Source organism: Pseudoalteromonas byunsanensis, from assembly GCF_001854475.1.
Taxonomy (GTDB): domain Bacteria; phylum Pseudomonadota; class Gammaproteobacteria; order Enterobacterales; family Alteromonadaceae; genus Pseudoalteromonas; species Pseudoalteromonas byunsanensis.
Genome location: NZ_MNAN01000018.1, coordinates 57,151 through 71,805, shown reverse-complemented (window position 1 = coordinate 71,805; position 14,655 = coordinate 57,151). Strand labels below are relative to the sequence as shown.

Below are 14,655 nucleotides of genomic sequence, written 5' to 3'. Positions count from 1 at the left end.
ACGAGCTTTTTTTAATTCTGTACGATTGCGCCTTTACTTATTGCAAATTTACTTACAAACTTAGTTCATCTAGAACTAATTCAATTCATTATGAAGTTAATACATACGATTTTAGTGACTTTATGTCTGATTCTAGTTGGTTGTGGTGAAGAAGATAAACCCAAAGGTGATGAAGACAGTCCTGGCTACATAGCGACCGTCTATTTCGATGCTTTGTATAACAAAGGCAATATGGATCTGGCGCTTGTACATGTTACGCCAAGACTTGCCAGAATCATGCGCTCTTATGGTACCGCATCACAATTTACCCGTAACCTAGTTAATATGCGCTTTGACGAAGTCACAATTGAAGTTGACATGACAAATGAGAGCTTACGTGAGCAATATGGTGATAACGCAAAAGTTAATCTAGTATTCACAGGCTACTTTAACGGTGAAAAGGTTGATGATATGCGTAGTGTCCAAATGCTCAGGAAGAAAGGCAAATGGTATATAGATAAAATCAACCCAGACCCATTTGCCCGCTAAGCGCAATAAATCAAAATACATCAACAGCAATCGCTTTTTGACGCAGGTCTTCGGACTCGATAAGCGATTGCGCTTCTTCTTGGCTCATCACCTGATCACTAACAGCCAAAGACACTAAATCCACAAATGATTTATCGTAGTAATAAACTTTGTAGTTGCTTTGCCACTGCTTGAGCTTCTTGCGTGTTGCTATTGTGGACTTGTAGCAAAGATAGGCTTCTTCAATCTCTGCAACTGCCGGATTAGACTTAACGCAGCATAAGTGACTTATCCGTTCACGTGCATTCTTATCTTTCCACAGGGCCGTACACACCCCACCAACCATATAGTCACTCGGCCCCTTTGCACCATGCCCAAAGAAATGGCACCAACGCTTGAGCAACTGCCCAACAAAACGATTAGTGAAATTATCAATAAAATCATCTAAAGCTGTAAAGCCTGATTTTAGGTGATGTGACAATGCATAGTGAACAGCCTTGAGATCACCCTGTTGACGTCCATCGTGTTCGTATTTTTTCAGCACACATGATGCCAAGTATAAGTGACTTAAAACATCGCCTAAGCGCGCCGATAACATTTCTTTTCGTTTTAAATCTCCACCCAGTCGAAGCATGGCTAAATCAGCACATACCGCAAGACATACGCTCAGCCAGTTAAGCTTTTGATAGTATTTTTGTGTTGGTCCAGAAGTAGATACTGGTAACCCATAACCTCTTGTCAAACCTAACCACAGCGCCTTGAATACATTTACCGTCGTATGTTGCATATGTGACATGAGCAGCTTGTCAAACTCTCTAAGGCCATTATCTGCCTCACTATTTTGTATAACTTGGATCTCTTTAAAAATAAAAGGGTGGCATCTAGTCGCCCCTTGTCCAAAGATCATAAGGTTGCGGGTTAAAATATTGGCACCTTCAACCGTAATCGAGATTGGGATCCCCGTATAGTTATTAGCAAGATAATTACTGGGTCCTTTTTGAATAGCTTTACCACCATGAATATCTAGCGCGTCATTCATCACTATCCGTGACATTTCGGTTAAGTGGTACTTGGCAATTGCGGTAATTACAGCGGGACTTTTTTTCATATCAATAGCTTGTGCCGTGGTTTGTCGACACGCTTCTATGCTATATGTCAGCCCTGCAATTCTCGCAAGGCTCTCTTGAACCCCTTCAAAATCAGCAATAGACTGTCCAAACTGCTCTCTAATTCTGGCATAAGCTGACGTTGTTCTAGTACATAAGTGAGCGGTACCAGCACTCAATGCAGGGAGTGAAATCCCCCTACCAGCACTTAAGCAAGACACCAACATGCGCCAGCCCTTTCCTATTCCCGCTTGACCACCAATCACCCAGTCCAAAGGGATAAAAACATCTTTACCCTCCGTCGTTCCATTCATAAACCCTTGATCTAAAGGGTTATGACGTGGCCCTGTTTTTACACCTTTATGATCAGTTGGTATCAGCGCACAGGTAATGCCCAATGCAGGTCTATCTCCTAACAACCCGTCAGGGTCGTAAGCCTTAAAAGCCAAACCCAATACTGTCGCAACTGGTGCTAAGGTAATATAACGTTTTGACCAAGTTAACTTTAATCCAAGTACTTTTTTACCTTGAAAGGTCTTTTTACACACAACACCAAAATCAGATATTGCTCCAGCATCAGAGCCTGCCTCCAAAGCAGTCAACGCAAAACAAGGCAATGCTTCGCCTGTTGCCAATTTAGGCAACCAGTCACTTTTTTGTTCTGGTGTACCATAATGCATAAGCAATTCTGCAGGTCCTAAACTATTGGGCACCATTACAGTTACAGCGGCAGATAAACTTTTACTGGCAATTTTGGCCACGATAGTAGAATTAGCTTGTGCGCTAAATTCTCTGCCACCAAACTTCTTGGGAATAATAAAAGCAAAAAAGCCTTTTTCTTTTAAATAAGTCCAAACAGATTCGGGTAAGTCTTTATCATGTCTGATTTGCTGTTCATCAAGCATTGATAACAAAGTTTGTAGTTCATTTTCGATAAAGGCCTGCTCTTTATCGCTTAGTTTTGGCGCATCATTTTGATGCCATTTGTTCCAATTTGGATGACCTGAAAATAGCTGACTATCCCACCAAGTATCCCCAGCCTCCATCGCTTCTTGCTCTGTCTGGGTTAGTTTGGGTAAAGCACGTTTAAAATACCGCATCACAGGTAAACTAATCACTCTATAACGCAGCGGCTGGAATGCGAAAATAATACACACAACTACAATGGTAAATACAATAATGCCCATACTGACCTCCTGTTCGTAACGCTTTAAGTATGCTTAAAAATCGCGCAAACTCAATTTATCCATGTGATTGAACTTACATTATTTGTCGCTTGCCAAGAGCGCTGTTATTATTCAACGCTCAAACAACAACAAGTGATAAATCAAATGAAACCTTTATTTCGACTGAGTGTAGGTGCATGTGTGGTTGCCACAGCACTGTCACTATCAGGCTGTAATAGCACTGAAAATAATAACCAAGCACTGACAGAAAAAGACGCTGAAATCTTCCTAGCAAACGCACAAGCGACTTTGGAAGACTTAAGTATCAGAGGTAATCGCGCGCAGTGGATTTATGCGAACTTTGTGACTGAAGACACTGCAGCGCTTGCTGCGAGCGTTGGCCAGGAGTCAACAGATACCGTTGTACAATTGGCCAGTGAAGCTGCCCGTTTTGATTCGTTAAACTTAAGCGAAGACAACCGCAGAAAAATGGATAAGTTAAAACTTCAACTGACAATTGCTGCACCTCAAAATGCTGAAAAGTCAGAACAGCTTGCCGGTTTACTTGCAGAACTTGATGGTATATACGCAAAAGGTAATTACTGCAAAGATGGCAAAAACTGTCAAAGTCTTGGTGAGCTGACCACCACCATGGCAAACAGCCGTAATTACGAAGAATTATTGGATACGTGGCAAGGTTGGCGTCAAATATCTAAGCCTATGCGCCCGCTTTTTGAAAAACAAGTTGTATTGGCAAACGAAGGCGCAAAGGAGCTTGGCTATGAAGACACAGGCGCTATGTGGCGCAGTAAATACGATATGCCAGCCAATGATTTCGCTAACGAATTAGACCGTCTTTGGGGTCAAGTTAAGCCGCTTTACAATGCACTTCATTGCCATGTAAGAGCTAAGCTTGGCGAAAAGTATGGCGAAGACAAAGTGCCTCAAGACAAGCCAATCCCAGCCCACCTATTAGGCAATATGTGGGCGCAGCAATGGGGTAATATTTATGATGTAGTTGCTCCAGATAATGCCGACCCTGGTTACGACGTTACGGAGCTGCTAGCTGAGCATAACTACTCAGAAATGGATATGGTTAGAGGTGCTGAAAAGTTCTTTACTTCTATGGGCTTTGCGCCATTGCCTGAGACATTCTACAACCGCTCTCTATTCCTCAAGCCTCGTGACAGAGACGTGCAATGTCATGCCTCTGCGTGGAACTTAGATAACCAAGATGACATCCGTATTAAGATGTGTATTCAACGTACTGGCGAAGAATTTTCTACGATCCACCACGAGTTAGGGCACAACTTCTATCAACGCGCTTACAAAAATCAGCCGATTTACTATCAGGACAGTGCCAATGATGGCTTCCACGAAGCGATTGGTGACACTATCGCGCTTTCAGTAACTCCTGGTTACTTAAAAGAAATCGGCTTACTTGATAACGTGCCTGACGAGTCAAAAGACATCGGTCTGCTGATGCGTATGGCGTTGGATAAAGTAGCGTTTATTCCATTTGGTTTATTAGTTGACCAATGGCGTTGGAAGGTATTCTCTGGTGAAATCAGCCCTGAGCAATATAACCAAGCATGGTGGGATTTACGGGAAAAATACCAAGGGATCAGAGCACCAATTGCACGCACAGAAGCTGATTTCGATGCTGGTGCAAAATATCATGTTCCAGGTAACGTTCCTTACACGCGTTACTTCCTAGCGCATATTTTACAGTTTGATTTCCACCGTTCACTATGTGAAATAGCAGACAATAAAGAGTCCATTCACCGCTGCTCTATCTACAACTCAAAAGAGGCTGGTGAAAAGCTCAATGCGATGTTAGAGATGGGCAGTAGTCGTCCTTGGCAAGAAGCTTTAGAGTCTGTGACAGGCAAACAGCAAATGGATGCAACCGCTATCCTTGACTACTTTGCACCGTTGCAAAAATACCTAGAGGAACAAAATAAAGGCCGCCAGTGTGGCTGGTAATGCCTTAAACAGGTAAATGTTACATTCGCCACACTCTGAAACATATTTACAGTTTCTATCCTATGTCTAAAAGGGTACTGTATGTTCAAAGGAGATACTATGAATATACACAGAGTGTGGCAGTTAGCACAATTTGAGTTAACTCGCCTATTTGCCACAAAACGTGGCCTACTTGCCTTATCCGCTTTCGCCATGCTGTGGCTTATGATACTGCGCTACCCGATTGGGCACGCGGTCCCCTTTCTGAGTAGCCCTGAATTTTCAGGTGTAGCACAGGAGCTTGCGGGTAATATTGGATTAAAAGCTTTGGCCAGTTGGCCACAAGCCGAACTGGCTATCTTCTGGCTTGTTGCATTATATAGCTTTCCAGTTTTCAGTTTGTTTGTATGCTCAGATCAGACGGTTGGAGACAGGCAAAGGGGGACACTGCGGTTTCTTAGTCTACGTTGTACTCGAGACGAAATCTTAATTGGACGCTTTATCGGTCAGCTCACTATTTTGTTTAGCCTGATCACTTTAACTGCTTTAGCAACATTGGCAGTAATGACCTATCGCGCGCCAGAACTACTTGTTTCAGGTGCATTACTGGCCATAACTTTAGTATTTCAACTCAGTGTTATCGTCATGCCTTTCATCGCACTCATGGCAGTGCTCAACCTAATTAGTAGCTCATCAAGACTATCAATTGTACTCGCTATCTTATTATTCACGCTAGGCAATGCACTACTGAGCTTTTTTAGTTCTTATCTAAGTTTAATAGATGTGCTGTTTTATATATTTCCGGGTGTACAACTGTTAGATGTCGCACCACATACTAATGTCCCTCTTTTACTGTGGATACTCCCTATTATACAAGCCGCTGCACTACTAGCTGTAGGTGTATTTATTTTTAGGAGAAGATCATTATGAGTACCCTCATTGAAGTAAATCAGCTATCCAAATCGTTTGGCGGCAAAAAAGCATTAGACAACGTGAGTTTTACCATCGAAGCGGGCACTACAACAGCGCTTGTTGGGCCTAATGGCGCAGGTAAAACCACCTTATTCAGTATCCTATGTGGCTACCTCAGACCAGATCAAGGTGAGGTAAAAATTCTTGGCCAACCTTTAAATCACCCATCGCTATTTGGCAAACTAACTGCACTGCCACAAGATGCAATGCTCGACCCAAGGTTCTCCATCCAAAAACAACTTTGTTTTTATGGGGCATTACAGGGGTTTAGCAAAAGTGAAGCACTTAAAGAAACGACACGGGTATTAGAGTTGGTTGGCCTAAGTGACAATCACCATTCCCAGGTGAACGAGCTGTCTCATGGTATGAGGAAACGTGTTTGCATCGCTCAGGCATTACTTGGTTCGCCTAAAATAGTGCTACTAGATGAAGCTACAGCGGGGCTCGACCCATTGCATGCCAGAGAGATCCGATCTTTGATATCCTCATTAAGCGACGAAATTAGCTTTATTTTAAGCTCGCATGATCTAGCTGAGCTGGAACGTTTATGTGATCGAGTCTTGTACTTAGATAAAGGTAAACTAACAGCTCATAATCGGAACGCACCTAGCGGCCATAGTAAGTACATTACATTGCAACTGCATGAGCAGTACAAAGATGCACTAGAGCGCCTCAAACAGCTCAGTGGTGTGCTCTACGTTACTCAAAGTCAGAATAAGGAATATATCATTGAGTATCAGTGGGAGTTTGAACAATTTGATATACACTTGCTTAAATACTGCTATAAATGTAACTGGCAGTATCATCAACTGGTCAACGGCCATACACTTGAAAACCAACTATTTCAGAAGGACTAAATGATGGGATTATTAAGCGGTATTTTAGGAAACGCCAGTGAAGTAGATCACGATAAGCTAGAAGCGTTACTCAAAGATACATTAATCGAGGGCGAACATATTGAAAAAGCATATCAAGTCATTCGAGATATGTTTGTGTTTTCAAATAAGCGCTTGTTGTTAATTGATAAGCAAGGTGTGACTGGCTCTAAAGTTGAAATTGTTAGTATTCCTTACAGCAAAATTACTAAATTTAGTAAGGAGAGCGCCGGTCACTTTGACTTAGACTCCGAGTTAAAAATCTGGGTCGGATCAGACCCAACGCCTATCTGTAAAGAATTTAAAGCCGGTGATAATATCAACGAGGTTTACCGTATTATCAGTACTTATTCTCTTTGATATAAAAGCACTTGGACGTGCCCAAGTGCTTATCTATAAACGTATTAATATGAGGGTCTTACAAGCGGGCGTTATTAGCTTTCGACCATAGCGATACGCCTACTTTTTCAATTGCGGCACTAAAACCCAAACCGATTTTTTCTGATAGCGACTTTTTACCTCGATAAGTAACCTTGTAGAGCTGATGTGTTTGATCTAGAGACATCAACACATCGTCACTGGTACTAATTTCATCAACCAGATTGAGTGATTTTGCATAGGTTGCAAACCAATGCTCACCAGTAGCTACCGTGGATATATCTAGCTGAGGTCTATGCTCAGCAACAAAAGACTTAAACAAGCCATGTGTGTGCTCAATTTCTTCTTTGAACTTCTCACGTCCTTTATCTGTATTTTCACCAAATATAGTTAACGTTCGCTTATACTCTCCCGCGGTGATCTGCTCAAAATCCACATCGTTCTTTTTCAGGATCTTATGGAAATTTGGAATTTGCGCTAGCACACCAATAGAGCCAACAATGGCAAAAGGCGCTGCAATAATCTTATCAGCAACACATGCCATCATGTAGCCACCACTCGCTGCGACTTTGTCCACGCACACCGTAAGAGGCAGGCCATTTAGCTTTACACGGTTCAGTTGAGACGCAGCTAGACCATAGCCATGCACGACCCCACCACCACTTTCAACATTCACTACCACTTGGTCTTTACTTTTATCCGCGATAGTTAAAATTGCGCTAATTTCTTCTCGTAAATTCTTAACTTCATGTGCATCTAGACTGCCCGCAAAGTCCACGACAAAGACTCTGCCCTGCGGCTGCTCGTCTTGCTGTTTTTTTAACGTCTTCTTATATGCCTTAAGTTCTTTTTTATCAAGAGCCTGCTCAACAAAACGCGTTTTGGTTTCCTGCATTTGCTTAGACAGGTCTTTTAGCTCGACTTCTCCTGAGCCATTTTTCGACTTTTGCCCAGCGCCGACAATTAACGCAACCGTCGCTCCTATCGCAAAAACTATTGTGACCACTTTAGCCAAAAACAAACCATACTCAAATAAAAATGCCAACGTTGACTCCTTTAAAATCTAACAATAAACCATAAAAAAAGCCGCTCAACAGCGGCTTATCATCTTGACTCAATAACTATTAATTAGCAATAACTGCTGAGTTGCTAATTGGCAGTAATAAACCTTGAGACTTTAAGAAAGACACGATTTGCGTTTGCATTTCTACAGTTGCCATTGCATGACCTTGTTCTGTGCCACCAGCGTTCTCACGGTACCCTGTCGTCACAACAGAACCATGATGACCTTGGCTAAAGTTAACAACATAACTCATAGGCGTTGTGGTCATTTGTGTTTCTGATACGGTTTGCAAACCCATCATGCGCGCCAGTGGCGTGCTACCAGCTAACGGATTAGAAGTTGTTGGCGGGATAACTGTGTCTGCTTTATTACCATCAACACCGCCTGTAACCACACTCATATAAATTGGTGTTTGCACAGCTTGAACAAGGCTCGCATAGTTACCTGGATCGCCGCTATCAAGTACCGTCTGCGACGCATATACAAACTGTTGAACAATGCTCTTTATCGCTGCCAATGACTGGGTGTCTCCCGTCTCCGTTAAGTGCTTGGTGTAAGCTACGAACGCACAAGGTGCAACTGCCGACAAGTAGGCTGAATCTTGTGGGTTAACCTCAATACCTTCAACAGGACAAACAGATGCTGCATCAGTTGCGATGAATGAGATAAACGCTTTAGATGCTAGATTGTTGGCCGCTAACAACACAGAGCCTTGTACAAATGGACCAAATTCTTCTGACTCAGCTAAAAAGCTGGCAATACCGCTACCACCACTGGCCAATGCAGCACTTTGCACTTTAAATAGTGGATCAACTTGCTCAGCAAGCGGCATATTTGCATGGGCGATAAAGCTAGGTGCAACAATTGAACCCAATGAGTGACCAATAAAACTCACTTGCGTTGGGTTTAAACCAAGCGCTGGATTTACAAAGTTAAGACCTAAACGCAACCCTAGTAAATCAACAGAAGACTGACGTAAATTGTCACGTGCTACCAACAAAGAGGTCAAATTCATGTATGACAATACCGAGCCTTTGCCGTCTGTTGCATTGAAATCATCTAGACCATCAGCATCAACATCTATACCACGCTCACCATGCATTGGGTGATCGATTGCAACCGTCGCAAAACCTTGTGAACTCAAAGCTAAGGTCAAGCCAAGCATTGCTTCTTTACTAGTTGTAATACCGTGCTGAAGGATAACTACAGGCCAACCTGTGGCAGGCTGCTCAATACCAAATAGCTCAGCTCTTGGTTTGGTAATCTGTACAGGTACATTCGCCAACCATTGAACTTGCGGGATAGTGTTATACTTAGTCAAGAAACGCGTAGTATCTAAACCGAAATCACGCAGCACTCCATTGGACATCGCGGCACACGCTGCATCATTTGTATCTGCTTGTGGTTCAGGTAACGTACCACCCACAGCCGCTTTGTAACCTAGCACAGCAACAGCGCTATCACATTGAGCACGCCAGTAAGTATCTGCAGCACTGCTTATGTCAGTAGTCGCTGGCTTCGCTGAATACATAGGTAATTGAATGCTGCCTCGCATATATTGAACTGCTTGAAATGGCGCAAGTGTTGCTGGGTCAGTGATCACACTGGATAACACATCAGCTACTGTCATCATAGGTTGCTCTGGCACAACCACCTTGGGGTTAGTACCTTGTGCGATACTTGCTGCCATTAGCTTTTTAACAGTGCCAACAACAGGACCAACTGATTGCATCGTTGCAGCAGCAGTATAAATAATATTTTCTTTCGCTAAATCACCACCACTGATTACTGCACTCTCATAGCTTTTTATAACCGCTTGTAACGCCTTTTGAGTATCAGTTACCAGCGGCGCTTCTTGGCGCAGTAAGGTATACGTCGAAGAAGGCTTAATTGCACGTCCATCGCCCATGGTCAACGAGTCAGTCAACACTGTTATATAAGTCTTACCCGCTTTGAACGGTTTAAGTGGCTGGATGACAATACCGTCGCCGCTCTCATTCAAGACAGAAACGAAATCGCCAGTCATGCCATTCTCAAGCTCACCAACTAAACGACATGCGATACCTGCAGGCACTGCGGAGCATTGCTCGTCGCTTTGGTCTGCACCCATGACGACTTCAAAAATACGTACCGATTGTGGATCACTAGCTGATTGTGCACTTACTGAATACCCAGCAGGTACATTTAAGTCGATCACATAAGGCATTTGCGTAGACCAACCATCCTGTGCCCCTAAGGCCAATGATGGAGATGCATAGTGTGCACGTGTTACCGCTGGGTTGCCATTTTCATCAAGCTCACCTGGTAGATTAAGGGTGCCATCTTTTGTACCACTCAAAAGCAAATCGTTAGGAACAGAAATAACACTGTTTGATGGGTCAAATTTAATTGAAGCTGACGGTAGTACTGGGGTTGAATCTTTTTTTACATCTTCTAATGTTTCACCGCCACCACAGCCAACGAGGACTGAAGAAACCGCGAGTGAGAGTAGCATTTTTTTCATTTTATAGGCTCCGACATAATCTTATTATTCTTTGTGCTCTAATTCGTTAAAACTATGTAATTTTGTTTTTAATAAGACATTAGACCAGTTAAAGTTAACGTAAAGTGTAGCCTTTCGCCACCTATATTTACAATAAATTCGATAACTTGTGGTAAAATGCCGAAAATTTATCAGTTGAGGTTGAAAATGCACGATTATATAGCCGCGGCTAATGCCTTAGAGAACAAAACAATTTTAGTAACCGGTGCTGGCGATGGTATCGGTAGAGTGGCTGCAATCACTTATGCTAAGCACGGTGCAACCGTGATTTTACTTGGCAAAACTACCAAAAAGCTTGAGTGTGTCTATGACGAAATTGTCAACGCGGGTTATCCTCAACCGGCTATCGTCCCACTCGATATGCGTGGCGCAACTAAACAGAATTATCGTGATTTAGCTGCCACCATTGAACAACAATTTGGTAAATTAGATGGATTACTCAACAATGCCTCTATTTTAGGCTCTTTAGGGCCTCTGGAGCACTTTTGTGTTTCTACGTTTGAAAACATTATGAAGGTAAACGTGACGGCACAAGCAATGATCACGAAGTACATGTTCCCATTGCTACGTAAAGCACCCAATGCATCCGTTATATTCACCTCATCTGGGGTAGGCCGTCAGGGCCGTGAGTTTTGGGGCCCTTATGCAATTTCTAAGTTTGCCACCGAAGGTATGATGCAAACATGGGCATCTGAGGTGGGTAAAACCAATATTCGAATAAACTGCATCAATCCAGGAGCTACGCGCACAAATATGCGTGCATCTGCATTCCCAGGCGAAGACAAAGAGAGCTTAAAAACACCTGAGCAGCTCATGCCAACTTATCTATATTTAATGAGCGATGATTCTAAACAGGTAAACGGTCAATCTATTGATGCCCAGCCTAAATAAGCTTACTCATTAGCTTGTTTTATAAGTGATGACGTCTCAAAGGGACGTCATCACTTTAGTAATTTCTTTTTATATTTGTATAGTTGATTTTAATTGCGATTAATCTGAGTAACTAACAACAAAACTGGTGAACCAAGTAAGTCCATCGTTATTTTCAGGTAATGAACAGCTCAACATACCACGACCAACATCATTGAACTGAGACAACATAAAGCCTCTCGCAGTCAAATAGTTTTTAGCAAAGTCCACTATTGAGTTAAAATCCACAGCAGGCATTAAAGCCTAAGGTAATGTACCGACTCATTAATTAAGGATATTCGTGGCAAATTTTGAAACTCATTTTAAAGCGTCTGTCGTCACCAGCGCCGCTCTTAGCTCGGTTATTTTAGCCACCTCTCAAGCTAATCCAACTGATACACTGTTACTTTTTGTAATTGGTAGCTTAGCAGGATTATTGCCCGATCTAGATGCAGACAAGTCACGTTCGTTGAACAGTTTATTCTCTGTCTTTGCATTGTGTATTGGGATTTTTCTACCCATATTTTTGAAGTTAAACTCGCTGACCGAAATTTGGTTATGTACGTTGGGGGCCTATCTCATATTGATGTATGCCATTAAACCGCTATTTGAACAATTTACTGTCCACCGAGGCGCCAGTCACTCTTTGCTCAATGTGGTAATGATTGCCTTGCTCACGCTTAATCTAGCAATCATAGCAGGAAAATCGATCAATTTTGCGTTGCTGTGTAGCGTGTCGGTCACGGTAGGAATGCTGACCCATTTAATTTTAGATGAGTGTTACAGTGTAGATATTAACAATAATGAGATAAAAGCGTCATTTGGCAGTGCACTTAAGCCCATTGCTGTGGCTTCCCCCCTCGCCTGTCTGTTACAACTGGCAGTAATTGGACTATCTGCCTATATGTTGATGCCATACTACGATGGGTTACTTGTAGCAATAAACGGTTGGCAATATCAATTAGCTAAACTACCGCTTTTGCCCAACACTACCATCATACAAAAATGGTTATAGCTGATAAATCAGGCTGCCGGATAAGCAGCCTGATTGTGTCAGTTGGTTGTTACCAAACTAAGCGATATTTAACCGAGAACGTGCGGCCACGACCTGGGATTGAGCTGGTGTTGTTGCCGTTACGTTGTAACTGGCTATAAACTGGGAAATATTGGTTATTGAATAAGTTTTCAATACCGACAGTCACAGTACCCTGCTCAAGCTCGATTTGAGAGTTAAAGTCAACCAATGTGTAACTTTCAACGTCTCTTCTACCGAAGGCATTTTCACCTTGCAAGCGATAGTCTTTGCTACCACTTTGCATAAGTGTCAAATTGGTGCGCCAGTTACTGCTAATGTCATAGTTTAACTGTGCAGTTAGCTTGCTTGGCGCAATGCTAAAACCATTCATTTGCTGGAATTGCTCTGCGTTTTGTGCTTTTTCATCACCATTTGCTTTGCTGTAGCTAAGATCAGCACTCAAATTATTAGTAATATCCCATGATGAGGCAATCTCGAAACCATCAATCTCTACTTGGTTGCGACTGACGGAAAGACCCATTCCTTCACTTTTAACACGACCTAAATCAGACTTAGATACAAAGTATGCTGCGCTCACACTTACAGGGCCTAGTTCACCACGCCAACCAATCTCACGGTCTGTCGACTCAATGGGTTGAAGTGAAGACTGGCTCAAGTCGAACTGACTGCTGGCATAACGGATCTGTAAACCAATATCTGGTAGCTCATAACCTTCATTGAATGCCGCATAAACCGTGTGGTTATCATTGATATCATACGTCACACCTAGATTATATACCGTAGAGCTATAGTCGTAGCTACTGCCAGAAATAGCAACGGCTTGGCCTAACGTTGTGAAGTCTTCGAAACTGGCATCAATTCGCTCAGCGCGTACACCCGCTTCAACACCTAGCTGTTCAGTCACATTAGCGCGTGCTTGAGCAAAAGCCGCTAATGTACGATGGCTGATCTGTGGTACAAAGGCTTTGTCACCAGTTTCTTTGAAAACCAAGTAGCCGCTATTGTCGTAAACCTCACCATCGTAAGTAGTCACAGGCATTTCACTGCGCTCATCTTGCGCGTCAAAACCCCAGTCTAATTCTAGGTTGTCACTGAGTTTTGAGTTTACAGTTAGCTTAAGCCCTAAATTAGTGCTCTCTAAGTACGTTTGCGCTAAGTGATTCCATGTCGCATAAGGACGACCATCAAACGGAGCAAAACGAGCATCATAATCACGGAAGTAGAATTGTGCTGACAATTTGTTATTGTCGCTTAGTTGGTTCTGATACCCTACATTAAATACTAAATTATTGATTTGATTTTGTTTATTAAGTTGTAGACCCTTGATAGATTGAGCTTTGTTGATGTAGGGTAATTCTTTAACTGATGGATCCGAGGCGTAGTCTGTATCTTGCTCCAGTACATAGCTCAGTACTGATAAAGATAATGACTGACCATCCCAAGCCTTAGAAACCTTTGCATCAAAGCTAAAAATATCGCTATCAAAGCTATCGCCCTGGCTCGGCTCAACCGCTAAGCGATCACCATCTGCATCTGAGAAGCTATCTACATTTTCATAGCTTGCGCCAACGCGATACTGCCAATCATTGACTTGACCAACAAACGATTGAGCAAGCGTATAAGCGCCGTTTTTCACTTCAATACTTGAAGCAATTTCAGACGCTTGTTGTCCGCCCTTAGTATAAATGTAGATCACGCCACCCGTTGCACCACTACCATAAAGTGCGTTACCACCACGGAAAATCTCTACTCGCTCAACTTGTGCAGGATGCAAGTTATGCAAATCACGAGAAATATTACGGTTGGTATTCATGGGCACACCATCAATCAGTACCAATGCGTTACGACCACGTAATGTTGTGCCAAAGTTTGTTAATGCTGGCGTTGGAGGTGCCATACCCGGAACAGTTTTAGCCAGTACTTCAGCAATGTTTTGTGCGCTTGCAAATTGTGTACGCAACATTTGCTCATCAATCACTGAAACATTGCGAGCGATAGAGTTTAAGTCAGAAGCCATGCGTTGTGCACGGATCTCAACATGTTCAATATCGTCGGCTATTACATTATGCGAAACACCAGCTAACAACGCGGTAACACTCACACAGAGCAGAGATTTTTTAAGAAGCATTCTAGTCC

The 14,655-nt window shown here is 42.7% G+C and carries 12 protein-coding genes; 7 read left to right on the top strand and 5 right to left on the bottom strand.

Annotated features, from left to right (window positions below):
• Nucleotides 1–90 precede the first annotated feature (90 nt).
• Nucleotides 91–528, top strand: coding sequence for a hypothetical protein (locus tag BIW53_RS02455; protein ID WP_070990233.1), 438 nt, complete (start codon nucleotides 91–93; stop codon nucleotides 526–528).
• A 10-nt stretch (nucleotides 529–538) separates the two neighbouring features.
• On the opposite strand, the gene BIW53_RS02450 is transcribed toward BIW53_RS02455, so the two are convergent.
• The gene (locus tag BIW53_RS02450; RefSeq protein ID WP_070990232.1) at nucleotides 539–2,800 is read right to left on the bottom strand and encodes an acyl-CoA dehydrogenase; all 2,262 of its coding nucleotides are present in this window, start codon (nucleotides 2,798–2,800) and stop codon (nucleotides 539–541) included.
• Nucleotides 2,801–2,944: 144 nt separating this feature from the next.
• On the opposite strand from BIW53_RS02450, the gene BIW53_RS02445 reads away from it, so the two are divergent.
• The 4 genes from BIW53_RS02445 to BIW53_RS02430 all read left to right on the top strand — a co-directional run bounded on the left by BIW53_RS02445 (nucleotide 2,945) and on the right by BIW53_RS02430 (nucleotide 6,951).
• Complete coding sequence (locus BIW53_RS02445; protein ID WP_070990384.1) at nucleotides 2,945–4,765, top strand: M2 family metallopeptidase; 1,821 nt, start codon at nucleotides 2,945–2,947, stop codon at nucleotides 4,763–4,765.
• A 99-nt stretch (nucleotides 4,766–4,864) separates the two neighbouring features.
• Nucleotides 4,865–5,674: an ABC transporter permease subunit gene (locus tag BIW53_RS02440; RefSeq protein ID WP_139158764.1), complete on the top strand. Its 810-nt coding sequence runs from the start codon at nucleotides 4,865–4,867 to the stop codon at nucleotides 5,672–5,674.
• A complete protein-coding gene (locus BIW53_RS02435) occupies nucleotides 5,671–6,573 on the top strand; it encodes an ABC transporter ATP-binding protein (protein WP_070990230.1) in 903 nt (300 codons plus the stop codon). Before BIW53_RS02440 ends, BIW53_RS02435 begins: the two co-directional genes overlap by 4 nt.
• Before the next feature lie 3 nt (nucleotides 6,574–6,576).
• Nucleotides 6,577–6,951: a PH domain-containing protein gene (locus tag BIW53_RS02430; protein WP_070990383.1), complete on the top strand. Its 375-nt coding sequence runs from the start codon at nucleotides 6,577–6,579 to the stop codon at nucleotides 6,949–6,951.
• 58 nt (nucleotides 6,952–7,009) lie between these two features.
• On the opposite strand, the gene sohB is transcribed toward BIW53_RS02430, so the two are convergent.
• A complete protein-coding gene (sohB, locus tag BIW53_RS02425; protein WP_070990229.1) occupies nucleotides 7,010–8,014 on the bottom strand; it encodes a protease SohB in 1,005 nt (334 codons plus the stop codon).
• Nucleotides 8,015–8,093: 79 nt separating this feature from the next.
• The gene (locus tag BIW53_RS02420; RefSeq protein WP_070990228.1) at nucleotides 8,094–10,535 is read right to left on the bottom strand and encodes a VolA/Pla-1 family phospholipase; all 2,442 of its coding nucleotides are present in this window, start codon (nucleotides 10,533–10,535) and stop codon (nucleotides 8,094–8,096) included.
• Between the two features lie 186 nt (nucleotides 10,536–10,721).
• Here BIW53_RS02420 and BIW53_RS02415 point away from each other — a divergent pair, with 186 nt between their 5' ends.
• Nucleotides 10,722–11,465, top strand: coding sequence for a YciK family oxidoreductase (locus tag BIW53_RS02415; RefSeq protein ID WP_070990227.1), 744 nt, complete (start codon nucleotides 10,722–10,724; stop codon nucleotides 11,463–11,465).
• A gap of 99 nt (nucleotides 11,466–11,564) precedes the next feature.
• Here BIW53_RS02415 and BIW53_RS20790 read toward each other — a convergent pair whose 3' ends face one another.
• On the bottom strand, nucleotides 11,565–11,732 hold the full coding sequence (locus BIW53_RS20790; protein WP_175442076.1) for a hypothetical protein: 168 nt from the start codon (nucleotides 11,730–11,732) through the stop codon (nucleotides 11,565–11,567).
• Between the two features lie 52 nt (nucleotides 11,733–11,784).
• On the opposite strand from BIW53_RS20790, the gene BIW53_RS02410 reads away from it, so the two are divergent.
• On the top strand, nucleotides 11,785–12,498 hold the full coding sequence (locus BIW53_RS02410; protein WP_070990226.1) for a metal-dependent hydrolase: 714 nt from the start codon (nucleotides 11,785–11,787) through the stop codon (nucleotides 12,496–12,498).
• Nucleotides 12,499–12,547: 49 nt separating this feature from the next.
• Here the strand turns inward: BIW53_RS02410 and BIW53_RS02405 are convergent, their stop codons facing one another.
• Complete coding sequence (locus BIW53_RS02405) at nucleotides 12,548–14,647, bottom strand: TonB-dependent receptor (protein WP_070990225.1); 2,100 nt, start codon at nucleotides 14,645–14,647, stop codon at nucleotides 12,548–12,550.
• Nucleotides 14,648–14,655 lie beyond the last annotated feature (8 nt).

Excerpts from the sequence above, each read along its gene's own strand:
- BIW53_RS02455 (WP_070990233.1), top strand. The coding sequence starts at position 91 with ATGAAGTTAATACATACGATTTTAGTGACTTTATGTCTGATTCTAGTT.
- BIW53_RS02450 (WP_070990232.1), bottom strand. The coding sequence starts at position 2,800 with ATGGGCATTATTGTATTTACCATTGTAGTTGTGTGTATTATTTTCGCA.
- BIW53_RS02445 (WP_070990384.1), top strand. The coding sequence starts at position 2,945 with ATGAAACCTTTATTTCGACTGAGTGTAGGTGCATGTGTGGTTGCCACA.
- BIW53_RS02440 (WP_139158764.1), top strand. The coding sequence starts at position 4,865 with ATGAATATACACAGAGTGTGGCAGTTAGCACAATTTGAGTTAACTCGC.
- BIW53_RS02435 (WP_070990230.1), top strand. The coding sequence starts at position 5,671 with ATGAGTACCCTCATTGAAGTAAATCAGCTATCCAAATCGTTTGGCGGC.
- BIW53_RS02430 (WP_070990383.1), top strand. The coding sequence starts at position 6,577 with ATGGGATTATTAAGCGGTATTTTAGGAAACGCCAGTGAAGTAGATCAC.
- BIW53_RS02420 (WP_070990228.1), bottom strand. The coding sequence starts at position 10,535 with ATGAAAAAAATGCTACTCTCACTCGCGGTTTCTTCAGTCCTCGTTGGC.
- BIW53_RS02415 (WP_070990227.1), top strand. The coding sequence starts at position 10,722 with ATGCACGATTATATAGCCGCGGCTAATGCCTTAGAGAACAAAACAATT.
- BIW53_RS02405 (WP_070990225.1), bottom strand. The coding sequence starts at position 14,647 with ATGCTTCTTAAAAAATCTCTGCTCTGTGTGAGTGTTACCGCGTTGTTA.